General features: G+C 60.4%; 17 protein-coding genes. 9 read left to right on the forward strand and 8 right to left on the reverse strand.

Annotated elements, in window-relative coordinates:
• Positions 1 to 373 precede the first annotated feature (373 nt).
• Complete coding sequence (locus tag EIY72_RS02840; RefSeq protein ID WP_093227680.1) at positions 374 to 1,660, reverse strand: OprD family porin; 1,287 nt, start codon at positions 1,658 to 1,660, stop codon at positions 374 to 376.
• Positions 1,661 to 1,921: 261 nt separating this feature from the next.
• A complete protein-coding gene (locus EIY72_RS02845) occupies positions 1,922 to 2,593 on the reverse strand; it encodes a DsbA family protein (protein ID WP_093227682.1) in 672 nt (223 codons plus the stop codon).
• A 244-nt stretch (positions 2,594 to 2,837) separates the two neighbouring features.
• Between EIY72_RS02845 and EIY72_RS02850 the strand changes: the two genes are divergently transcribed.
• Positions 2,838 to 4,931 carry a TonB-dependent receptor gene (locus EIY72_RS02850; protein ID WP_093227684.1) on the forward strand — a complete coding sequence of 698 codons (2,094 nt, stop codon included), beginning with the start codon at positions 2,838 to 2,840 and terminating at the stop codon, positions 4,929 to 4,931.
• A 104-nt stretch (positions 4,932 to 5,035) separates the two neighbouring features.
• Here EIY72_RS02850 and EIY72_RS02855 read toward each other — a convergent pair whose 3' ends face one another.
• The 3 genes from EIY72_RS02855 to EIY72_RS02865 form a co-directional block, all read right to left on the reverse strand.
• Complete coding sequence (locus tag EIY72_RS02855; RefSeq protein WP_093227686.1) at positions 5,036 to 5,248, reverse strand: hypothetical protein; 213 nt, start codon at positions 5,246 to 5,248, stop codon at positions 5,036 to 5,038.
• Positions 5,249 to 5,493: 245 nt separating this feature from the next.
• Positions 5,494 to 6,600 carry an agmatine deiminase gene (aguA, locus tag EIY72_RS02860; protein ID WP_093227688.1) on the reverse strand — a complete coding sequence of 369 codons (1,107 nt, stop codon included), beginning with the start codon at positions 6,598 to 6,600 and terminating at the stop codon, positions 5,494 to 5,496.
• A 232-nt stretch (positions 6,601 to 6,832) separates the two neighbouring features.
• A complete protein-coding gene (locus tag EIY72_RS02865; RefSeq protein ID WP_093227690.1) occupies positions 6,833 to 9,745 on the reverse strand; it encodes an aminotransferase in 2,913 nt (970 codons plus the stop codon).
• A 179-nt stretch (positions 9,746 to 9,924) separates the two neighbouring features.
• Between EIY72_RS02865 and rfbC the strand changes: the two genes are divergently transcribed.
• The 4 genes from rfbC to EIY72_RS02885 all read left to right on the forward strand — a co-directional run bounded on the left by rfbC (position 9,925) and on the right by EIY72_RS02885 (position 14,236).
• Positions 9,925 to 10,470, forward strand: a complete 546-nt coding sequence (rfbC, locus tag EIY72_RS02870) for a dTDP-4-dehydrorhamnose 3,5-epimerase (protein WP_093227692.1) — start codon at positions 9,925 to 9,927, stop codon at positions 10,468 to 10,470.
• Positions 10,471 to 10,561: 91 nt separating this feature from the next.
• Entirely contained in the window at positions 10,562 to 12,370 is a 1,809-nt protein-coding gene (locus EIY72_RS02875; RefSeq protein ID WP_093227694.1) for a sensor histidine kinase, read from the forward strand.
• Positions 12,367 to 13,740 carry a sigma-54-dependent transcriptional regulator gene (locus tag EIY72_RS02880; protein WP_093227696.1) on the forward strand — a complete coding sequence of 458 codons (1,374 nt, stop codon included), beginning with the start codon at positions 12,367 to 12,369 and terminating at the stop codon, positions 13,738 to 13,740. Before EIY72_RS02875 ends, EIY72_RS02880 begins: the two co-directional genes overlap by 4 nt.
• Positions 13,741 to 13,780: 40 nt before the next feature.
• Complete coding sequence (locus EIY72_RS02885; RefSeq protein ID WP_093227698.1) at positions 13,781 to 14,236, forward strand: YiiD C-terminal domain-containing protein; 456 nt, start codon at positions 13,781 to 13,783, stop codon at positions 14,234 to 14,236.
• A 45-nt stretch (positions 14,237 to 14,281) separates the two neighbouring features.
• Here EIY72_RS02885 and cysQ read toward each other — a convergent pair whose 3' ends face one another.
• Both cysQ and nudE read right to left on the reverse strand, forming a co-directional pair.
• Positions 14,282 to 15,109 (reverse strand): 3'(2'),5'-bisphosphate nucleotidase CysQ, encoded by an 828-nt coding sequence (cysQ, locus tag EIY72_RS02890; RefSeq protein ID WP_093227700.1) that lies wholly within the window; start codon positions 15,107 to 15,109, stop codon positions 14,282 to 14,284.
• Positions 15,106 to 15,672, reverse strand: a complete 567-nt coding sequence (nudE, locus tag EIY72_RS02895; RefSeq protein ID WP_093227702.1) for an ADP compounds hydrolase NudE — start codon at positions 15,670 to 15,672, stop codon at positions 15,106 to 15,108. Before nudE ends, cysQ begins: the two co-directional genes overlap by 4 nt.
• 88 nt (positions 15,673 to 15,760) lie before the next feature.
• Between nudE and yrfG the strand changes: the two genes are divergently transcribed.
• Positions 15,761 to 16,423, forward strand: coding sequence for a GMP/IMP nucleotidase (gene yrfG, locus EIY72_RS02900; RefSeq protein ID WP_093227704.1), 663 nt, complete (start codon positions 15,761 to 15,763; stop codon positions 16,421 to 16,423).
• A gap of 123 nt (positions 16,424 to 16,546) precedes the next feature.
• On the opposite strand, the gene lysM is transcribed toward yrfG, so the two are convergent.
• Entirely contained in the window at positions 16,547 to 16,987 is a 441-nt protein-coding gene (gene lysM / locus EIY72_RS02905) for a peptidoglycan-binding protein LysM (protein WP_093227706.1), read from the reverse strand.
• A 129-nt stretch (positions 16,988 to 17,116) separates the two neighbouring features.
• Between lysM and EIY72_RS02910 the strand changes: the two genes are divergently transcribed.
• The 3 genes from EIY72_RS02910 to EIY72_RS02920 all read left to right on the forward strand — a co-directional run bounded on the left by EIY72_RS02910 (position 17,117) and on the right by EIY72_RS02920 (position 21,281).
• A complete protein-coding gene (locus EIY72_RS02910) occupies positions 17,117 to 18,004 on the forward strand; it encodes a LysR family transcriptional regulator (RefSeq protein ID WP_093227708.1) in 888 nt (295 codons plus the stop codon).
• Between the two features lie 92 nt (positions 18,005 to 18,096).
• Positions 18,097 to 18,936 carry a formate dehydrogenase accessory sulfurtransferase FdhD gene (fdhD, locus tag EIY72_RS02915; RefSeq protein ID WP_093227710.1) on the forward strand — a complete coding sequence of 280 codons (840 nt, stop codon included), beginning with the start codon at positions 18,097 to 18,099 and terminating at the stop codon, positions 18,934 to 18,936.
• The gene (locus EIY72_RS02920) at positions 18,933 to 21,281 is read left to right on the forward strand and encodes an FdhF/YdeP family oxidoreductase (protein ID WP_093227712.1); all 2,349 of its coding nucleotides are present in this window, start codon (positions 18,933 to 18,935) and stop codon (positions 21,279 to 21,281) included. The genes fdhD and EIY72_RS02920 overlap by 4 nt, the downstream gene beginning before the upstream one ends.
• The last annotated feature ends 161 nt before the right edge of the window (positions 21,282 to 21,442 follow it).

The raw sequence follows: 21,442 nt of genomic DNA on the forward strand, positions 1-21,442 counted from the left end.
ACATCTCCAGTGGCCTTCCCGTCGGGATGATCGGGAGGCGTTGGAGAGGAATGTATTGGGTTGTGTCAGGGGGAAAAAGGTGGGGGCGGGAACATCATTCGTTACGTGGCGTAATGAATTAAAAGCCGAAAAATATCCAGCATTTTAGCCGGTGCCGTTTTTCTATCCGCATGAAACGCTGTGAAGTGTCGGAATTTTTCACTTTTTGCGACACATTTTCGGCAGATGTCGCCGCCGACGACACGTCTCCGACTCATGTTCTCGAAATCGACTTTCAGCGACATGAACCATTCAAAACACAAAAAAAGCCCCGAACCAGTCGGGGCTTCTTCTTTTCTCAGCCTTGCATCAGGCCTTGATCACGCAACCATCATCAGAAGATGTTGATCGGGTAATCGACAAACACGCGCAGTTCGTTACCGCTGACGTTGTACTCGCTCGACTTCTGCGAAACACGCAGGACCGAGCTGCGCAGTTTCACGCTGAGGTCTTTGGCCGGGCCGCTCTGGACGACGTATTTGAACTGGTTGAAGATTTCGCGCTCGGTGCCGCCTTCGCTGGTGGACGTGGTGATGTTGTCACCGCGTACGTACGCAACGTTGTAGGTCAGGCCAGGCACGCCGAAGGCGCTGAAGTCCAGGCCGTAGCCCAGTTGCCAGCTGCGTTCGTCTTCGGCGTTGAAGTCGGACCAGTAGGAGTTGGCCAGGTAGATGGTGTTGCCACCGTCACCGACACGACCCTGATCCTTCTGATAGCCGCCGTAGGCGTAGCCCAGGTTGCTGTCACCGGTGCTGCGCTGGTGCGCGAGGGTGAACGAGTGCGGGCCGGTGACGAAGGTCGCGGCCAGGCTCCAGATCTTGTTGTCATCACCGGTTGCACCGCTTTCACGGACGTAGGAATCGTCCAGCTTGGTGCGGTAGCCGTTGAAGTCCAGGGTCAGGGACTGATCCTTGTCGATCGGGAACACGTAGTTGGCGTTCACGTATTGCTTCTTCAGCACGTCTTCGACGTCGGAAGCGTACAGCGCCGCCTTGAATTGCTCGGTGAACTGATAGCTACCGCCCAATACGTTGATCGACTTCAAGCCACCGCTGTCACGGCCTTCAGCGCTTTTGCGCGACTCGGCGGTGAAACGACCGGCGTCCAGTTGCAGGCCCTTGATCTCCTTGGAGGTGATCATGGTGCCGGTGTAGCTTTCCGGCAGCAGACGCGAGTTGTCGTAGTTCAGCACCGGCAGGGCCGGCATCTGGTCGCCGTAGGTCAGCGTGGTGCTGGAGAGGCGGAACTTGATCGCCGCGCCGCCCTTGGACAGGTCGTCAGCCGGAGCGCCGCTGTCGCCTTTCTTGAAGAAGTCGATGCCTTGCGCGCCGCTGCGGTCTTCGCTGCGTTCCAGATTCAATGCGTACAGACCGAACGCATCTACACCGACACCGACGGTGCCCTGGGTGAAGCCGGACTTGAAGGTACCGATGGCTGCCTGGCCCCACTCGGATTTATCCGGGTTGCCGTCTTTGTAGTCACGGTTGATGTAGGCGTTGCGCAGCAGCACGTTGAGGCTGCTGTCTTCGACAAAACCCTTGGACTCGGCCTGGTCGTTAGCCATGGCCTGTGAAGCGCTCAAAATCCCCAGAGCGATCAGGCTGATTCGCTTGTTCAACATTTTATTTTTTTCCTTGGTATCGGTTGATACGCGCTGTGTCGTCCGCTGAAACGGCGCTTTGGCGCTCTTATTTCCGTGCGAAAACAAAAGACCCGCCCACGATTGCTCGCGGCGGGCCTTATTATTTTTTTGTGATCGTGGCGGTCAGCCACAGGCGCAGGGGCCGAATCGTAGCCGCGCCCCTTACGATGTGTCAATTTCATGAATCTTCTACAAATAGGTAAAAATCGTCTAAGAAATTGCTTTACGTGGCAGGATTATTCAATCGATGCAGCCGTCTACGCCACAAACCGCTGCGGGATTGGATGAAGCCTGATCAGGCAATGACTGACTCAGCCAATCGGCAAAGGCCTGCGGTTTACCGAGCCAGGGTCCGATATCGATCACTCTGTACTGGCCGTCCATTTCCAGGGCGAAGGTGGGGAAACCTTGTCCGCCTGCTTTTGATAGCAATGCCCGGCTGCTCTGGAAGTGATCCTGCGGATCAACGGTTTCGAAGGCTTTTTTGAAGGCGGGAGGCTCCAGACCAATGCCTTGAGCCATCTCGATCAATACCGCCGCATCAGCAATTCTTCGCCCTTCGACGTAGTGAGCAGTCTGCAACCTGCCAAGTAATTCAAGACCGCGCCCGGCAATCGCCTCGGCTGCCAGCACCGCTGCCGTGGGTGGCGTCGAGTCGAATAGCGCGCTGTGATCACGCAGCAATCCTTCGAAATACGCCTCGCCGAAGGGCTGACCTGTGTATTCGGCAATGCGCCGGTCATGGGGCATGACGTAGTTGCGCAGTTGCGGCGAAACCTTCTGCCGATTGCTTCCGCTCATCATGCCGCCGCCATGGGCAATAACCGGCAATACGGTTTGGGCAGCTTCTACCAGTGGCTTTGCGCCGTAGCACCAGCCGCACAACGGGTCGTAGATGTAGTGAAGGATCATGACAAAGCTCCGGCAAAAATCGATGGCGGCAGATTAATCGTCTGCCGGTTGCGGAAAAACGCCGGAATCGCTTTCAGTGTGTTTCATGGATCGGTCAAATCCCGTCGAAAAGTCTTTGTAACGATAGAGACACAATTAGAAACACACATTTCCAGGGAACAGAAAAGAACGGCGAACCAAAGCAAATAACAAGCATTATCATTTGCACCCTTGAATTTTCCACCCTCTCGGATGCGCTGTATAAATGCCTGCCCCCTTTCGTCTTACGCCCGTCACCCTTGGGTTTTCTGCCTTTCTGTCTGCCGGCTTCTCGGTCGCTGCACCAACCACACTGCCCGCCACGTCGGTCAGCGCCGAGGTCGATGCCGATGATCCTCGCGTCACCCAGACCAACACAGCAACTCGCACATCCACGCCGGTGCGATACGTGCCACAAGCGATCGACTCGGTAAAAACCTCGAGCGTGATGGACTACGGCACCAACGATCTGGGCACGGCACTGAGCGGCATGCCCAACATCAGCAGCGGCGCAGACACGCGCTTCGACAGCCTGCGCATTCGCGGTTTCGACGCCAGCAACGACTTCTACCTCGATGGCATTCGCGACGATAGCCAGTACGTACGCGACTTGCACAACATCGAGCGCATCGACGTGCTCAAAGGCCCGGCCGCTGTGCTGTACGGTCGCGGCAGCCAGGGCGGGATCGTCAACCGGGTCAGCAAGATGCCCGAGTCCGGCCGCCGCTCGACCATCGAGGTCCAGGGTGGCAGCGAGGACTTGCGCAGCCTGTACGCCGACCTCAGCACAGATCCGACCGAGAACATCAGCCTGCGCCTGAACATGGGCAACATGGACGAAAACAGTTTTCGCGATGGCGTGAGCGGCAACCGCCAATTGTTCGCGCCGTCGATGAGCTGGCAACTGACACCCGACCTCAACTGGCTGGTGCAGTACGAGTACAGCCGTTACAACCGCACGCCGGATCGCGGCATTCCCGGTGTCAACGGTCGCCCGGCCGACGTAGGCCGCGACACGACCTACGGCAGCGAGCACGACTACATCGATGACAAGGCCCAGTCCCTGCGTTCGAAACTCACCTATGAGTTGAGCGAAAACTGGCAACTGCGCCAGACCCTGGGGGTGTTCAAGCTCGACAGCGACTTCGACAACACCTACCTGACCGGTTACACACCAGCGACCAACAAGGTCACGCGCCAGCACTGGCAGCAGGACCTGAACACTCGCAACATTTACAACAACGTCGAGCTCGAAGGTGGTTTCGATACCTTCGGCCTGGAACATCGCCTGCTCACCGGTATCGAAATCGGCAGCCAGCGCCGCGATCCGATCCTGTACACCGCCGCGACCTCCGGGCCGGGCAGCTCGCCGGTGCCGGCACTGGATCTGTTCAATCCCAATCGCGATTTGCGTCACACCGGGCGCATGGTGGTGTCCAGCAACAACCACACCGAAGTCGAAAGCCGCGCCATCTATGTGCAGGATCAATTGCGCCTGAACGATCAATGGCAATTGCTCGCCGGCCTGCGCTACGACACCTTCGACGTCGAAACCACCAACAAGGTGCGCGACATTTCCGAAGACCAGGACAGCCATAGCACCAGCCCACGGGTCGGCGTGGTCTGGACGCCGTTGCAGAATCACTCGTTCTACGCCTCCTGGACCAAGACCTTCTCGCCGGTCGGCGGCGGTCTGATCGGCATCACCCCGGGCGCCGCCGGCAACAGCAACGACCTGAGCCCCGAGCTGACCAAGCAGAAGGAAATCGGCGTGAAGAGTGACTGGCTCGATGACCGCCTGAGCACCACCCTGGCGATCTATGAGCTGGAACTCTACAACCGTCGTACCAGTGACCCGAACGATCCGACCATTACTCTGCTGTCCGGCCTGCAACGCTCGCGCGGGATCGAGCTGACCGGCATCGGCAAGGTTGTTGGCAATTGGTACGTGCGTGGCGGCGTCGGTATACAGGACGCCACCATCGAGAAGGACAACAACGGCCTGGAAGGCAATCGCGTCAACAACGTAGCCAAGCACAACGGCAGCCTGTTCGTGACCTGGAAACCGGAAATGGGCTGGTATGCCGAAACAGGGCTGACCCTGGTCGGCGAACGTTATGCCGACAACCTCAACACCACCGTGCTGCCCGGTTACGGCCGTTGGGACGCCCTGGCCGGTTTCCGCCAGAAGGATTGGGACTTGCGCGCGGCGCTGAACAACATCAGCGACAAGACTTACTACAGCTCGGCGACCAGTGCCTTCCAGATCCAGCCGGGGGCACCGCGCAGTCTCGTAGTGACGGGGACATACAGTTTCTGACATCGCTCCAGCAGGGGAACAATTGTGCCCGCATGAAATTGCAGGCAAAAAAAGCGCTGCCATCCCGGCAGCGCTTTTTCCTGTTCAATCCGTTGTTGTTCTTCTTATCCTTCCATTACATCCCACAACGCTTCCAGCTCTGCTTCGCTGAACAAGCCAGCAGGGTAGCGCTCGATCATCGTCCGGCGCGGATCAGTTTCGCTGATCTGACGCGTTCCATTGGACTTGAACCAGTGCGCCAGCATCTGGAGCGATTCGCTGTTAACCGACAGGGGATGCATTGTCCGATCGCTCACCACATTCACTTCGGCGTTCATTTCAGCGCTCTCTCCCGGTTGGTGAGCGGCTACGTTATCCAAGGTTTATGACAGAACATCGAAGTCCTCCCCCTCCCCGCGTTACATCAGCAGAGATACAAGAGCTGTGCCAAGGTTTCTGAACTGTGGATAAGTGGATACAAAAAAGCCCGCGATCCCGAAGGATCGCGGGCTGTGTGCCACGCCATGAAGCCGTTCAACGGCTCGAGGGATTTTGCAATCAACTCAAGCTGTTACAACCTCACTCACTCTTTGTGCGGTGCAGGCTGCTGCTGGGTAAGGCAGTGAATGTTGCCGCCGCCCAGTAACAGTTCGCGGCCCGGCACCATGACCACTTCGTGTTGCGGGAACAGGCTCTGCAGAATCTCTTTGGCCGGGCCATCGAACGGATCGTCGAAGCTTGGCGCAATGATGCCGCCGTTGACGATCAGGAAGTTCACGTAGGAACCGGCCAGACGAACACTCGGGTTACGCTCCTGAGTGCCATCCACCGGATCGACACCGGCACACTCTTCCTCGGTCGCGAACAACGGGCCCGGGATTGGCATCTTGTGCACCGTGAATGGGCGACCCTTGGCGTCGGTGCTGTTTTGCAGCACGTTCATCGCCGCCTGGCAGCGCGGGTAGTTCGGATCCTGCGGATCATCGGTCCAGGCCAGCAACACTTCGCCCGGGCGCACGTAGCAGCAGAAGTTATCCACATGGCCGTCGGTTTCGTCGTTGAACAGACCGTCCGGCAGCCAGATGATCTTATCCACAGCCAGGTTTGCGCTCAGGACCGCTTCGATTTCGGCACGGTTCATGTGCGGGTTGCGATTGCGGTTGAGCAGGCATTCTTCGGTGGTGATCAGGGTGCCTTCGCCGTCGACGTGAATCGAACCGCCTTCCAGCACAAAACCTTCGGTGCGATAGCGTTGGCTGCGCTCGATCTCGAGAATCTTGCCGCCGACCTGCGAATCGCGGTTCCACGGCGAGTACAGGCCGCCGTCGAAACCACCCCAGGAGTTGAAGTCCCAGTTCACGCCACGGACTTCGCCACTGTTGTTGATCACGAAAGTCGGGCCGGTATCGCGAACCCAGGCGTCGTCGCTGGACATCTCGACCACACGAATATTCGGCACGTCCAGACGTGCCCGGGCGTTTTCGTACTGGCCGGCGGAAACCGCCACGGTCACCGGCTCGAAACGGGCGATGGCCTTGGCCACGGCCACGTGAGCGGCCTGTGCCGGCTTGCCGCCCAGGCGCCAGTTGTCCGGACGCTCTGGCCAGATCATCCAGGTCTGGGTTTGCGGGGCCCATTCGGCGGGCATGTAGAAGCCGTCGGCGCGCGGGGTGCTGTTCAACGTGGTCATGGCTATCTGGACTCCAGGGAACCGTCGAGGATTGAGATGTTCTGGTTATGCCGCCTTTATATCCGATAAATATCGGCTTTCAAAGCACCAATCATCTGAGTTAACGCGAGTGACACACTGAAAGCCGATAACAATCGAATTAACACCACAACGTCCTGCAGGAGCGAGCCTGCTCACGAAACAGTCCTTCTGACCTGATCGCGAGCAGGTTCGCCCCTACGGGGGGCAGTGTTTACAGGCCTTCCGCTAGCACCTTCGACAGCATGTCGACAAAGAAGTCCACACTCTGACGCGAGGTAACCATTGGCGGCTTGATCTTGAGGATGTTCAGGTAGTCACCGGTCGGCTGCATGAAAATCCCCAGCTCGCGCAAGCGATTGCACAGCGCCGTGGTTTCTTCGGTGGCCGGCTCCAGGGTTTCGCGGTTGCGGATCAATTCGACGCCCAGATAGAAACCGGAACCATGCACCGCGCCCACCAACGGATGAATATCGATCAGCGACTCAAGGCGAGCCTTGAAATGGCTGCCGACGATCTGCGCGTTTTCCCAGAGCTTTTCTTCCTCCATCACGTCGAGCACTGCCATGCCGACCTGGCAACTGACCGGACTGCCGCCGGCGGACGAGAAGAAGTAGCCTTCGGACTCCAGCGCTTCGGCGATGTCCCGACGGGTGATCACCGCACCCAACGGCTGGCCGTTGCCCATGCCCTTGGCCATGGTGATGATGTCCGGCACCACGTCCTGCTGTTCAAAGCCCCAGAAGAAATCGCCCATGCGCCCGTAGCCGACCTGCACTTCGTCGGCGATGCACACGCCACCGCGCTCGCGGACCATCGCGTAAACCTGTTTCAGGTAACCGGCCGGCAAAGAGATACCGCCGGCATTGCCATACACCGGCTCGCAAATGAAGCCGGCCAGTTGGCGATTCTGTTCGGCGATTTTCGCCAGGTTGTGCTCGACACTGCGCACGTAGTCCGGCGCACTGTCCGGACCACGGAATTCACCACGATAGGTGTTCGGCGCGGTCACCGGGTGCACCCAGTCCGGACGGCTGCTCAAGGCCTTGGGGTTGTCGGCGATCGAGGTCGAGACCGAATCGGCGCCCACTGTCCAGCCGTGGTAGGCCTCCAGCACGCTGAGCATGTCGCGACCACCGCTGTAGGCCCACGCCAGACGGATCGCCAAGTCATTGGCTTCGCTGCCGCTGTTGACCAGGAACACCCGGTCCATGCCGTCCGGCGACAGTTTCAGCAAGCGCTCGGAGAATTCCGCCACCGCCGCGTAGTTGAAGCGCGAGTTGGTGTTGAGCAGCGACCATTGCCGGCTGGCGACTGCCGCCATGCGCGGATGACCGTGGCCCAGTACCGCGACGTTGTTGAGCATGTCCAGGTAAGAACGGCCCTGCATGTCGATCAGGTGATTGCGCCAGCCACGCTCGATGCGTGGCGGATCGACGTAATAATGTTTTTGTGTGCGGGCGAAACTGGCGTCGCGTCGCGCCAGCAATGTCGAGCCATCGAGTTCCGCTTCAGCATCGCAGGCCAGCCCCAGCAAGGCTGCCGGTGAAGGACACAGCGCCTGCCAGGCGGCGGCGCGCGAGGGCGTGCAGAACAACGGCGCATCCAGCGAAGCGTCACGGCACAACTGCACGATCAACGGACCGCTGACCGCGCCGAATACCTGGCCTTTGACCAGCGCCGCGCCACTGTGCAGGGACGGCGTAACGCCCCAGAGTCGCACGCTCAGTTGCGGGCCATCGAGTTGCAGCGCCCCCGACGCTGAATGGTGAACCACACCGGCAAAGGGTGCTTCGACCGTAGTGCCGTGGGGAACGCGCAATTCGACATGCAGGGGGAAGGTGTCGGGTTCAATCGCGCTGTCCGGGCGAGTATGGGACAAGCGATATTGCCCATAACGACTGGCCGCCAGCCCATGGGCGGCGGCCGCTTCGTCCAGCAGGCGTTGATCAATGCCTGGCTGCTCCCAGTTGCCGGCTTCGAAGTGTGGGCTGAGCACGCCCAGATCGATCAATGCGAATTCGCGCCCGACCAGGTACGGCAACAGCGGCGCAAAGCCTTCGCTGCCAATCACTGACAGTTGCTCACCCACCGACGTCAGGATGGCCGCCTCCATCAGGGCCAGTGGCACCGAGGTGGCTACGCGGAAGATTTCCCACTCGTGCACCAGATTATCTCGGCTATAGGTGTTACCCGGGTCGACGCTGACTTGCTGCTCACCGCTGAGTACCAGCACCGCCGCCCGCGCGACGATCAGTGGCCACAACGCCAGCAGTTCTTCACGCTGCAATGGATTGACTGCGTGATACGCCTTGATGGCCGGCAAAATGCAGAAAGGATCGCCTTCGCCGTGGTGCAACAACGCGGCGCAGGTCACCGACAGATCGGTGATGCGCCAAGTGCGCACGAGGTCGCCGAAATCGATCACGCCTTGCAACTGCCAGTGGCGCAGTTTGTCGCGCTGCCACACCACGTTGTCGTCGGTGATGTCCATGTGGATAGCCTGGACCGGCAGCTTGCTTTCCAGTGGCAACAAATGACGTTCGGCCTGCCCGGAGGCTTCGACGATCAGTCGACGCTGATTTTCGTCCTTGATCACCGGCAACAGATGGGCGATTAGCGCGTGAGCATGGCGTGCGTCCCACTGCAGCGTACGCACCAGGCCCGGATGGTCGAAATCGGCGAGTGCCAGATCCATTTCGCCACACAGGTGCCCGAAACCGGCCACCACTTCAGGCGTGAAATACTCAAGGCTGGTCAGCGGCTGACCTTCGATGTAGTCCAGCAAACGTGCGTGCACGGTCTGACCACCCACGTCGAGGGTCAGCAGGTCTGTACCGCTTTTTGCCGGGATTACCCGGGGAACGTGGACATCCGGATGCTCACCCAGATGTTTGAGGCCGGCATGCTGGGCTTGCAGCTCCAGCACTGAGTAATCCCCGCGACAGATTTTCAGGACGAAACGCCCCTGTTCGCTGTCGACGCGGTAGTTCAGGTCCTGCTGGCTGCCAAGGGCCTGCAACCTGCCGCTCAACCCGTAATGTTCCTCCAACAGCTCTAGCGCTTGCTCCGCAGACACTTGCGGGCTGGGCAAACTGGCGCGATGAATCAACGTGGCGAGTGGCATACAACGACCCCTGAAATTTTATTAGGCGCCTATATCGCCATTGCTTTGGGCGATACGCAACCCCCCACAAGGCAGATTGCTTTCGCTCCATAGCGACCGGTGTTGAACCCCGCACTCGCCTCAACTGGCACTTTGCGCAAGAATGTCGCCCCTCAAACGATTAATGCTGGAGAAACACCATGAATGTAGTGACCACCGACCTGCCCGGCGTTCTGATCTTCGAACCCAAGGTCTATGGTGACGAACGTGGTTTCTTCTATGAGAGCTTCAATGAGCTGGCATTCAGGCAGGCCACTGGCCTGGACACGCAATTTGTTCAGGACAACCATTCCCGCTCGCAGAAAGGCGTGTTGCGTGGCCTGCATTATCAGTTGCAAAACACCCAGGGCAAACTGGTGCGTGTCACAGCCGGTGAAGTGCTGGATGTCGCCGTAGACATTCGTCGTAGCTCGCCACACTTCGGCAAGTGGGTGGCCGTGCGCCTGTCCGCTGAAAACCGTCGCCAACTCTGGGTACCGGAAGGCTTTGCCCACGGTTTCGTGGTGCTGAGCGACTTTGCCGAGTTCCTCTATAAAACCACTAACTACTACATGCCGTCTGCCGAGCGCAGCATTCGCTGGGACGATCCGGACCTGGCCATCGACTGGCAACTGGAAGAAGCGCCGCAACTGTCGGCAAAGGACCAGGCGGCTGCCTTTTTCAAGGACGCCGACCTCTTCGCCTGAAAACCCAGGTCAGGCCGGAAGCACCGGGGCGCGCAGACTACGTGCGCAAGCCTAGGCATAATGCGCCTGTCCCCACAGGCGCATGTTGCTCATGAAACCGACCCTCCCTCCCAGACCCCGTTGGCGCAGCCTGGCCATCCTGGCGATTTGCCTGGCACCCCTGCTGTGGCCATTGCAACATCTGGCCGAGCGTTACTATCGCAGTGAGCTGGCCAGTCAGAACCGGCAGACCCTTGATCTCTACGTCGCCAACTTGCTTGGCACCCTGCACCGCTATGAAGTGTTGCCGCAGATTCTCGGCGACCTGCCGGCCCTGCGTGCCATGTTCAATGCACCGGACGATGGCGTCACCCAAGGCAATGCCAATCGCCTGTTGAAAAACATCAGTACCCAGACCGGTGCCGAAGTCATGTACCTGATGGACGCCAAGGGCAAGACCCTGGCGGCTTCGAACTGGGACAAACACGACAGCTTCGTCGGCCGCAATTTTTCCTTCCGCCCCTATTTCAGTGAAGCCATGGCCGGGCGGCTCGGGCGCTTCTTCGGCTTGGGCACGACGTCGGCCAAGCGCGGATACTTCTTTGCCGCCGGCGTGCGTGATGGCGAGAAAATCATCGGCGTGCTGGTGGTCAAGGTCGACCTGGACCACACCGAAAGCCTGTGGGGCAAGACCCCGGAACAACTGCTGCTGACTGACCAGAACGACGTGGTCATCCTCACCTCGCGCCCCGAATGGCGGTTTCGCTCGACTCGACCCTTGAGTGATGCAGAACAGGAAGCCATCACCGCCATCCAACCTTATCCGACCCGCGACCCCAGACCGCTGAATCTCAACCCCAAAGCGTGGCTGACCCAGACCCAAGCCATTGCCGAAACCGGCTGGAACGTCAGCATTCTTGCGCCACGTACCCTGATCGACCGACCGGTTCGTACCGTCGTCGCCATCGGTGGTGCAACACTGCTGGTCGTGATGCTGTTGCTCGGCCTGATGATGCAACGCCGGCGCCATTACCTCGACCGCATCGCCTTCGAAGCCAAGGCGCGACGTGAACTCGAAGGCCGGGTCGCGGAGCGCACCAGTGATCTGGAAGGCCTCAACCGTCGGCTGAAACAGGAAGTACTGGAACGTGAACAGGCCCAGCAGGAACTGGTCCGCGCCCAGGATGATCTGGTGCAGGCCGGCAAACTGTCGGCGCTGGGCACCATGTCAGCGAGCATCAGCCATGAGCTCAATCAGCCGCTGGCTGCCATTCGCAGCTACGCGGAAAACGCCGAAGTGTTGTTGGACCATCAGCGCACCGACGATGCCCGCGGCAACCTGAAATTGATCAGCGAACTGACCGGGCGCATGGCGTCGATCATCGCCCACCTGCGCGCCTTCGCCCGACGCGATCGTCATGCCCCGGAAAGCGTTGCCCTGCAACCGGCACTGGATGATGCCCTGGCGCTGCTGGCCAAGCGCCGCCGCAGCATGGACGTCGAACTGATCCGCGATTTACCGGCCGCCACGCTGTGGGTCGAGGCCGGGGAAACCCGTCTGCGCCAGGTGCTGGGCAACCTGCTGGCCAACGCCCTGGATGCCCTGACGGAAAAAGGCCCGCCGCGCAAACTCTGGCTGAGTGCCCAATCCACGGCTGAAGGCGTCACCTTGTACATTCGCGACAATGGTCCCGGCTTTTGCATGGAGGCCTTGGGCCGCGCCAGCGAACCCTTCTACACCACCAAGACCCGTACCCAGGGCCTCGGTCTGGGGTTGGCCATCTGCGAAACCCTGATGCGTGCCTTCGGCGGTGAACTGCTGTTCGCCAACCACAAGGAAGGTGGCGCCCTGATTACCCTGAAGCTACGTGCAGGCGCGCCTGGCGTCAGCCTGCAACCGTCCGAGGACCGAAGTGCATGACCATCGACAATCGCATCCAGGTTGTGTTGATCGACGACGATCCCCATCTGCGTCAGGCGCTGGGCCAGACGCTGGACCTGGCGGGCCTGAAAATCCTGCCGCTGGCCGAAGCCAAGGGCCTCGCCGCTCAACTGGAGCGCGACTGGCCGGGGGTGGTGGTCAGCGACATTCGCATGCCGGGTATGGACGGTCTGGAACTGTTGAGCGAGCTGCACGCCCAGGATCCGGAACTGCCGGTGCTGCTGATTACCGGCCATGGCGATGTACCGCTGGCGGTGCAGGCGATGCGGGCGGGCGCTTATGACTTTCTCGAAAAACCTTTCGCCAGCGACGCCCTGCTCGACAGCGTGCGCCGTGCGTTGGCCCTGCGCAGACTGGTGCTGGACAACCGCAGCCTGCGCCTGGCCCTGAGCGACCGCAACGAACTCAGTGCACGCCTGGTTGGCCAGTCGCCTTCGATGCTGCGCCTGCGTGAGCAGATTGGTGCATTGGCAGCGACCCGGGCCGACGTGCTGATCCTCGGTGAAACCGGCGCCGGTAAGGAAGTGGTGGCCAGGGCGCTGCACGATTTGTCGGCGCGCAGAAACGGTCCCTTCGTCGCCATCAATGCCGGTGCACTGGCCGAGTCCGTGGTCGAAAGCGAGTTGTTCGGTCATGAACCCGGTGCCTTTACCGGCGCGCAAAAACGCCGCATCGGCAAGTTCGAGTTCGCCAACGGCGGCACGCTGTTCCTCGACGAGATCGAGAGCATGAGCCTGGATGTTCAGGTCAAACTGCTGCGCCTGCTGCAAGAACGGGTCGTCGAACGCCTGGGCGGCAATCAGTTGATTCCGCTGGACATTCGCATCATCGCCGCCACCAAGGAAGACTTGCGCCAGTCGGCGGATCAAGGCCGTTTTCGCGCCGACCTGTATTACCGCCTGAACGTTGCTCCGCTGCGCATTCCACCGCTGCGCGAACGGGGTGAAGACGCCCTGGTGCTGTTCCAGCATTTTGCCGATGAAGCCAGCGCACGCCACGGCCTGCCCCCCCATGAACTGCAACCGGGACAGCGTGCGCTGTTGTTGCGGCATACCTGGCCGGGCAACGTGCGCGAGCTGCAAAACGCCGCCGAACGCTTCGCCCTCGGCCTGGAACTGGCGTTGGACAATGACACGCCAGATGGCGGACGCACCTCGGTTGAAGTGATCAGTGGTGGCTTGAGCGAACAGGTGGAGAACTTCGAAAAGTCGCTGATCGCCGCCGAACTGGCGCGCTCGCACAGCTCCGTGCGCAGCGTTGCCGAAGCCCTCGGCATCCCGCGCAAGACCTTGCACGACAAGCTGCGCAAGCACGGTTTGAGTTTCGCCCACACCGATGACCTCGACTGAGCTAAGGTCCAACCATCCACTTCAAACAAGAGACCACTGAATGAGCCGCGACAGTCGTCAACTGGAATCCGTTCTTCATCACGACATCCCCCTGACACGGGACATGGGCCTCACGGTACTCGACTGGCACGACCAGCAACTGCGTCTGCACCTGCCGCTCGACGCCAACGTCAACCACAAGAGCACGATGTTCGGCGGCAGCCTGTATTGTGGCGCGGTGCTGGCCGGTTGGGGCTGGTTGCATCTGCGTTTGAAGGAAGAAGGGATCACCGACGGGCACATCGTGATTCAGGAAGGACAGATCAGCTATCCGCTGCCGGTTACCGGCGACGCGATTGCCATTTGCGAAGCGCCGGACCCGGTGGTGTGGAAGAAATTTCTGGCGACTTTCCAGCGCTATAGCCGGGCACGTTTGACATTGAACACGCGAGTGGTGAATGACGGTCGGGAGGAAGTGGCGGTAAGGTTTGTAGGGCAATACGTGCTGCACCGCTGAAACTCTGTAGGCGCCGGCTTGCCGGCGCCCGGAGCAAGCTCACTCCTACAGGTTGGCGAGTTCCAACAACCTTTTCCGCCAGGCCGCCTTCGCCGGCAGTGCCAGGAAGAAGCCATTGCGTAGCGTTTCCCGCGCCGGATAGCTGAACGACTCCCCGCTCAACGCCAACACCTCACCACCGGCACCCTCCAGCACACCTTGGGCGGCGGCCGTGTCCCACTGCGAAGTCGGCGCCAGGCGCGGATAACAATCGGCTGCCCCCTCGGCCACCAGGCAAAACTTCAACGAGCTGCCGATGTTCGCCAGTTGCAGTTCACCCAGACTGGCGCTCAAGCCCGCCAGTAAACGCTCCTGCTCGAGGCTGGAGTGACGACGGCTGGCGACCACGGTAAACGACTCGCCGGGCGCCAGGGCATCACGCACATGAATCTCGACCGGTGTCCCACCCTTGTCGCCACGCCACGCCCCCAGCCCTGCACCACCGACATAGAAGCGTCCATTGGTCGGCATCGACACCACGCCAAACACCACACGCCCGTTTTCGACCAGGGCAATGTTGACGGTGAACTCCTCGCTGCCGCTGATGAACTCCTTGGTGCCATCGAGCGGATCGACCAGCCACCAGCGCTGCCAACCGGCCCGCACGTTTTGCGGGATATCAGCGTCCTCTTCCGAAAGCACGGGAATACTCGGATCGAGTGCCGTGAGACCGGCGAGGATCAGGTGATGCGCGGCCAGGTCGGCCGCAGTCACCGGCGACTCGTCAGCCTTGGCGGTGACCGCCGTACCGGTGCGCCAGAACGGCAGAATGGCGTCGCCTGCCTGCAAGGCCAGTTCGATCACCGGGGCCATCAACGGATGTGGAAAATTCATGGTCGAAACACCCCACGCTGGGTCAGTAGATCGCGGGCCAGGTACAGCGCCGCCAAGGCACGGCCTTCGGTAAATTGCGGCGTTTGCGCCAGCGCCGACAGTTCACGCAGGTTGACCTTGTCGACCCGCATCGGCTCTGGCTCATCGCCTTCCAGACGCTCTTCGTAGAGTTCTGTGGCCAGCACCACTTGAATCTTCTGGCTCATATAGCCGGGGGACAACGACAACTCGGTCAAATGCTCCAACTGTCGGGCGCCATAACCGGCCTCTTCCTTGAGCTCGCGTTCAGCGGCTGCCAACACGTCTTCGCCCGGCTCGATCAAGCCTTTGGGTAACGACATTTCGTATTCGTCCGTGCCGCCGCAATACTCTTCGACCAACACTGCATGCTCGGCATCGAGCATGGCCACGATCATCACCGCGCCGTACCCCGCGCCTTTGCCGACCAGGCGCTCGTAGGTGCGCTCCACGCCATTGGAAAAACGCAACTTCAGCTCTTCCACGCAGAACAATCGACTGGTGGCGACAATTTCGCGGGCGAGTATGGTGGGTTTCTGGCGCATGCAAAGCTCCTTGGCGTGAACGCGCTACTATAACGCGGCTTTCCTGTTTATTTACGTCAGAAATCTTTCTACCGCCCGAGACGCCGCCATGCCTTCACTACCCTGGTCCGATATCGATACCGTTCTACTGGACATGGACGGCACGCTGCTGGACCTGCACTTCGACAACCATTTCTGGCTGGAACACCTGCCCCAGCGTTACGCCGAATTGCATGGGGTCAGCCGGGCCATGGCCGAGCAGGAGTTGCAGCCGCTGTTCGAGCGCAACGCCGGCCAGTTGCAGTGGTACTGCCTGGATTTCTGGAGCGCCGAACTGAAGTTGTCGGTGCGCGAGCTGAAACTGGAAACCGCGCACCTGATTGCCTTGCGCCCCGATGCCGATACCTTTCTGGACGCGATCAAGCGAGCCGGCAAGCGCGTGGTGCTGATCACCAATGCCCACCGGGATTCGCTGTCGCTGAAACTGGAAAGAATCCAGTTGGCGCCTTACTTCGAACGGTTGATCAGCTCCCATGACTACGGTTTCCCCAAGGAGAACCCGCAATTCTGGGACGCGCTGCAGGCCGATATCCATTTCGATCCGTCGCGCAGCCTGTTCATCGACGATACCCTGCCGATTCTGCGCAGTGCACGGGACTTTGGTGTGGCGCACCTGTTGGCGGTGCGTCAGCCCGATAGCCGCAAGGGCCCCAGGGACACGGCAGAATTTGCCGCGGTAGAGGATTATCGGGATTTGATTGCCGGGCTGTGAGACCGTGGCGCCGGCTTCGCGAGCAAATCCCATCGCCGCCCCATCGCTCCCACAGGAATCACATCTGCCCTTGTGGGAGCGAGCTTGCTCCGGGCGGCGTTCCGACGATGGCGGCCTTGAAGGTTACTCAGGAATCCGCAACGTCTGCCCCGGATAGATCTTGTCCGGATGGGAAAGCATCGGTTTGTTGGCTTCGAAAATCTTGTTGTATTGATTGGCGTTGCCATACACGGCCAATGAGATGGCGCTAAGGGTGTCGCCCTTTTTGACCACCACAAAACGCGCGGCGGCTACCACAGGTCCGGTCACAGTGATCTGGTCGTCAACGCTTTCGACACCTTCAATGTTGCCCACGGCCAGCAGAATTTTTTCCTTTTCCTCCTGACTGGCGACTTCACCAGTCACTGTTACTTTGTGGCCATCAACCGTCGCCTGCACATTCGGGTTACCCAGGCCGACCTTGCTGATGTGCTCTTTCAATTGCTCGCCGGCATTGGCATTGCCGGGGGTCAGCAAATTAATCAGCTTTTCGCCTGCCTCTTTCACAAAGCTCAAAAGACTCATGGTGCACGCTCCTTGGGTTTCGGGGGTCCAGAGGTCAAAGCCTAGACCACAGCCGCCACCTGCGATTCCCAGCCGACCAATGACCCCGCTTGGGATAGAATCGGCACCTTCCCGCACCCTGGAGCGAAGATGGACATCAAGCAGCTGAAATTCCTCATCGCCCTCGACGAAACCCGCCATTTCGGCCAGGCGGCCGCGCGCTGCCACATCACCCAGCCGACCCTGTCCATGCGTCTGCGCAGCCTCGAGGAAGAACTCGAGCTGCCGCTGGTAAACCGCGGCCAGCGCTTCGAAGGTTTCACTGCGCCGGGTGAACGCGTGCTGGCCTGGGCGCGAGCCGTGCTGGCCGCCTACGATGGCCTGTACGCCGAGGCGGCTGCCTGTCGCGGCAATCTGGTCGGTACGTTGCGCCTGGGCGTGGTGCCGCTGTCGAGCTTCGATCCGCTGCCACTGCTGCAACGCCTGCACGGCGAGCACCCGAACCTGCGCTTCGAGCTCTCGGCACTAAGCTCCGAGCAGATCCTCGAACAACTGGCGAGCAATCGCCTGGACCTCGGGGTTTCTTACCTGGAACGCCTGGACACCGAGCATTACGACGCCCTGGCCTTCAGCGAAACCCGCATGGGCCTGCTCTACGATCAGCGCTTCTTTTCTTTCGGCGAGGCGCCGCTGAGCTGGGAGTCGCTGATCGAACTGCCGCTGGGCATGCTCAGCAGTGGCATGCATTTTCGTCAGTCGATCGACCATAACTTCCACAGTCGCGGTCTCAATCCGCAGCCGCTATTGCAGACCGATGCCGTGCATCAATTGTTACAAGCCGTGCACGGCGGCCTGTGTTGCGCCGTCATGCCATTGGACGGCGGCCTCGAAGGCCTGACCGAGCATTTGCGCCTGCAACCGATCGAAAATGCGCAAACCCTTGGCCAACTGGGGTTGATCATGCGTCGCAGTGCACCACGCTCGGCCTTGGCCGAAGCCTGTTTTGCGATCTATCAACAATCGCCAATAGGTGCTTGATCGACGGCATCTATCGGCAGATCAGTAATAGCGATTAGACGCGACAAGTTGCCGCGCCTAGTCTTAAAGCAGATCAAACCGACGGTGATGCCATGAACACCAAGCGCCCAGTCTGCGCGGCGCCTGCCCTCGAAACGCCCGCCCCCGCCGCCAGCCAGACCTACAGTTACAGCAATCTCCAATTCTCGGAGTCGGCCGACACCGCGTTGGCTGAGGAAGTCGCGCTGGCGATTGCCTACAACGGCATCAGTCAGGCTGTGATGTTGGTAACCCCCACCGATCTCGAAGACTTTATCGTCGGCTTCAGCCTCGGCAGCGGCATCATTCAGGACGCGACGGACATCTACGACCTGCAACTGAGCGGTTCGGGCTCCGCGCAATACGCGCAAGTAACCATTGCCAACCGCGCCTTCTGGAATCTCAAGCAACAGCGTCGGCAACTGGCCGGCACCAGCGGCTGCGGCTTGTGTGGTGTGGAAGCGGTCGAACAGGCATTGCCCGACCTGCAGGTATTGCCCGGTGCACCCTTGCCGCCCGTGGAATGGCTCGATGGCCTGCGCCAGCGCATCGGTGCCTTCCAACCGCTGGGCCAGCATTGCGGTGCGGTGCACGCGGCTGTGTTCATGAACGCCCAGGGCGAATTGCTCATGGGTCGTGAAGACATCGGTCGGCACAACGCCCTCGACAAACTGATCGGCGGGCTGGTCCGGCGGAACATCCCGACGGCGGGTGGGCTGGCGATTGTCACCAGCCGTTGCAGCCTCGAATTGATCCAGAAAGTCCTGCGCGCCGGTATCCAGACCCTGGTCAGCCTGTCCTCGCCCACCGGCCTTGCCGTGCAGTGGGCCCGTCGCCACAACCTCAACCTCATCCATTTGCCACAGAAGAATGCACCGCGGGTGTACAGCCCAACGTCGGAGAACCAAGCGTGAGTCAACACCGTCAAGCCGACCAGACACCCGTTCCTCGCTACAAACCCTACAAAGGCCCAGCCGGTGGCTGGGGCGCCCTGATCAGCGTGGCCCAGGCCTGGTTGACCAGTGACAATGCCCTGAAAAACCTGCGCATCATGCTCAAGACCAACCAGAATGGCGGTTTCGACTGCCCGGGTTGCGCCTGGGGCGATTCCCCGGAAAAGGGCATGGTGATGTTCTGCGAGAACGGCGCCAAGGCAGTGAACTGGGAAGCCACCAAACGCCGTGTCGATGGCAAGTTCTTCGCCAAACACAGCGTCAGCGCCCTGCTCGAGCAAAGCGACTACTGGCTTGAATACCAGGGACGCCTGACCGAGCCGATGCGCTACGACGCCGAGACCGACCGCTACAAGCCGATCAGCTGGGACGACGCGTTCGCGCTGATCGCCAAACACTTGAATGGTTTGTCCAGCCCGGACCAGGCCGAGTTCTACACCTCCGGTCGCGCCAGCAACGAAGCGGCTTACCTCTATCAATTGTTCGTGCGCGCCTTCGGCACCAACAATTTCCCTGACTGCTCGAACATGTGCCACGAGGCCAGCGGCGTGGCGTTGTCGCAGAGCGTCGGTGTCGGTAAAGGCACCGTGACCTTCGATGACTTCGAACACGCCGATGCGATTTTCGTCTGGGGCCAGAACCCCGGCACCAACCACCCGCGCATGCTCGAACCACTGCGTGAAGCGGTGAAGCGTGGCGCTCAGGTGGTGTGCATCAACCCGCTGAAGGAGCGTGGGCTGGAGCGCTTCCAGCATCCGCAGCACCCGATCGAAATGCTCACCAACGGCGACAAGCCAACCAATACCGCATTCTTCCGTCCGGCCCTGGGCGGCGACATGGCGATCATGCGCGGCATGGCGAAGTTTCTCCTGCTGTGGGAACGCGACGCGCAACGCACCGGCGCTGCTGCGGTGTTCGACCACGACTTCCTCAATGAGCACAGCGTCAATGTGCTGGATTACCTGGCGGTCATCGACGACACGCCGTGGGAGCAGATCGTCGAGCAGTCCGGCCTGAGCCTGGAAGAGATCGAACAAGCGGCGCGGATGTACGCCAAGGGCAAGAACGTCATCATGTGCTGGGCCATGGGCATCACCCAGCATCGCCATTCGGTCGCGACCATCCAGGAAATCGCCAACCTGATGATGCTGCGCGGCAACATTGGTCGACCCGGTGCCGGCCTGTGCCCCGTACGCGGGCACAGTAACGTGCAGGGCGACCGGACCATGGGCATCAACGAGCGCCCGCCGGTGGCCTTCCTCGACTCGCTGGAGCGTCGTTTCCAGTTCAAGGTACCTCGCCACAACGGTCACAACGTAGTCGAGGCGATTCACGCCATGGCGGAAGGCCGGGCCAAGGTCTTTATCGGCCTGGGTGGTAACTTCGCCCAAGCGACGCCGGACAGCCCACGCACCTTCCAGGCCCTGCAAAACTGCGACCTGACCGTGCAGATCAGCACCAAGCTCAACCGCAGCCACCTGACCCACGGCAAGGACGCGCTGATCCTGCCGTGCCTGGGTCGCACCGACATCGATGTGCAGGCAGAAGGCCCGCAAGCGGTGACCGTCGAAGATTCGTTCAGCATGGTCCACGCCTCCAACGGCCAGTTGCAGGCGCTGTCGAACCAGATGCGTTCGGAGCCGGCGATCCTCGCCGGTATCGCTGCCGCGACCCTGGGCAACCACCCGGTGGACTGGAACTGGCTGGTGGCTGACTACAGCCGCATTCGCGACCTGATCGCCGATACGATTCCCGGCTTCAAGGACTTCAACGAGAAGGTCAAGAACCCCGGCGGCTTCTACCTCGGCAACAGTGCCGGTGCACGCAAGTGGAACACCGCATCGGGTCGGGCCAATTTCAAGCCGAACAGCCTGCCCAGGGACCTGATCCACGAACGTACCCGCGCCACCGGCGTACTGCCGGACCTGATCATGCAGTCGATGCGCTCCCACGATCAGTACAACACCACGATCTATGGCCTCAATGACCGTTATCGCGGGGTGAAGGGGCAGCGCGACGTATTGTTCGTTAACGAGGCCGACATCATTCGCCTGGGCTTCAAGCCGGGGCAGAAGGCGGACATCGTTTCGCTCTGGGATGATGGCGTTGAGCGCCGGGTCAAAGGCTTCACGCTACTGGCGTTCGATATTCCTGCCGGGCAAGCGGCGGCCTACTATCCGGAGGTGAACCCGTTGGTGCCGCTGGAAAGCATCGGCGATGGCAGCCATACGCCGACTTCGAAGTTTGTGGCGATTCGATTGGAGGCGGCGAGTGAGACTGGCTTGATCATGGCCAGATCTGCGTAGCTCGTAGTCTACTGGCCCCATCGCGAGCGATGGGGCCAGACGATTCAATCCATTGTCCGAGCTGCCACAACACTTTCCCATCGCCCACAAAAAAGGCCGTTTTCTCTCGAAAACAGCCTTTGCGAAGTAATAAAAGACCAACGAAAAAACGTTAAGTTCCG

Origin of the sequence: Pseudomonas vancouverensis (assembly GCF_004348895.1) — a bacterium.
In the GTDB taxonomy this organism is placed as follows: Bacteria; Pseudomonadota; Gammaproteobacteria; order Pseudomonadales; family Pseudomonadaceae; genus Aquipseudomonas; species Aquipseudomonas vancouverensis.

Coding starts and splice junctions, on each gene's coding strand:
- EIY72_RS02885 (WP_093227698.1), top strand. CDS start 13,781: ATGAGCCGCGACAGTCGTCAACTGGAATCCGTTCTTCATCACGACATC.
- EIY72_RS02880 (WP_093227696.1), top strand. CDS start 12,367: ATGACCATCGACAATCGCATCCAGGTTGTGTTGATCGACGACGATCCC.
- EIY72_RS02855 (WP_093227686.1), bottom strand. CDS start 5,248: ATGAACGCCGAAGTGAATGTGGTGAGCGATCGGACAATGCATCCCCTG.
- aguA (WP_093227688.1), bottom strand. CDS start 6,600: ATGACCACGTTGAACAGCACCCCGCGCGCCGACGGCTTCTACATGCCC.
- EIY72_RS02850 (WP_093227684.1), top strand. CDS start 2,838: ATGCCTGCCCCCTTTCGTCTTACGCCCGTCACCCTTGGGTTTTCTGCC.
- yrfG (WP_093227704.1), top strand. CDS start 15,761: ATGCCTTCACTACCCTGGTCCGATATCGATACCGTTCTACTGGACATG.
- EIY72_RS02840 (WP_093227680.1), bottom strand. CDS start 1,660: ATGTTGAACAAGCGAATCAGCCTGATCGCTCTGGGGATTTTGAGCGCT.
- EIY72_RS02875 (WP_093227694.1), top strand. CDS start 10,562: ATGAAACCGACCCTCCCTCCCAGACCCCGTTGGCGCAGCCTGGCCATC.
- EIY72_RS02910 (WP_093227708.1), top strand. CDS start 17,117: ATGGACATCAAGCAGCTGAAATTCCTCATCGCCCTCGACGAAACCCGC.
- EIY72_RS02845 (WP_093227682.1), bottom strand. CDS start 2,593: ATGATCCTTCACTACATCTACGACCCGTTGTGCGGCTGGTGCTACGGC.
- EIY72_RS02865 (WP_093227690.1), bottom strand. CDS start 9,745: ATGCCACTCGCCACGTTGATTCATCGCGCCAGTTTGCCCAGCCCGCAA.
- rfbC (WP_093227692.1), top strand. CDS start 9,925: ATGAATGTAGTGACCACCGACCTGCCCGGCGTTCTGATCTTCGAACCC.
- cysQ (WP_093227700.1), bottom strand. CDS start 15,109: ATGAATTTTCCACATCCGTTGATGGCCCCGGTGATCGAACTGGCCTTG.
- lysM (WP_093227706.1), bottom strand. CDS start 16,987: ATGAGTCTTTTGAGCTTTGTGAAAGAGGCAGGCGAAAAGCTGATTAAT.
- nudE (WP_093227702.1), bottom strand. CDS start 15,672: ATGCGCCAGAAACCCACCATACTCGCCCGCGAAATTGTCGCCACCAGT.
- fdhD (WP_093227710.1), top strand. CDS start 18,097: ATGAACACCAAGCGCCCAGTCTGCGCGGCGCCTGCCCTCGAAACGCCC.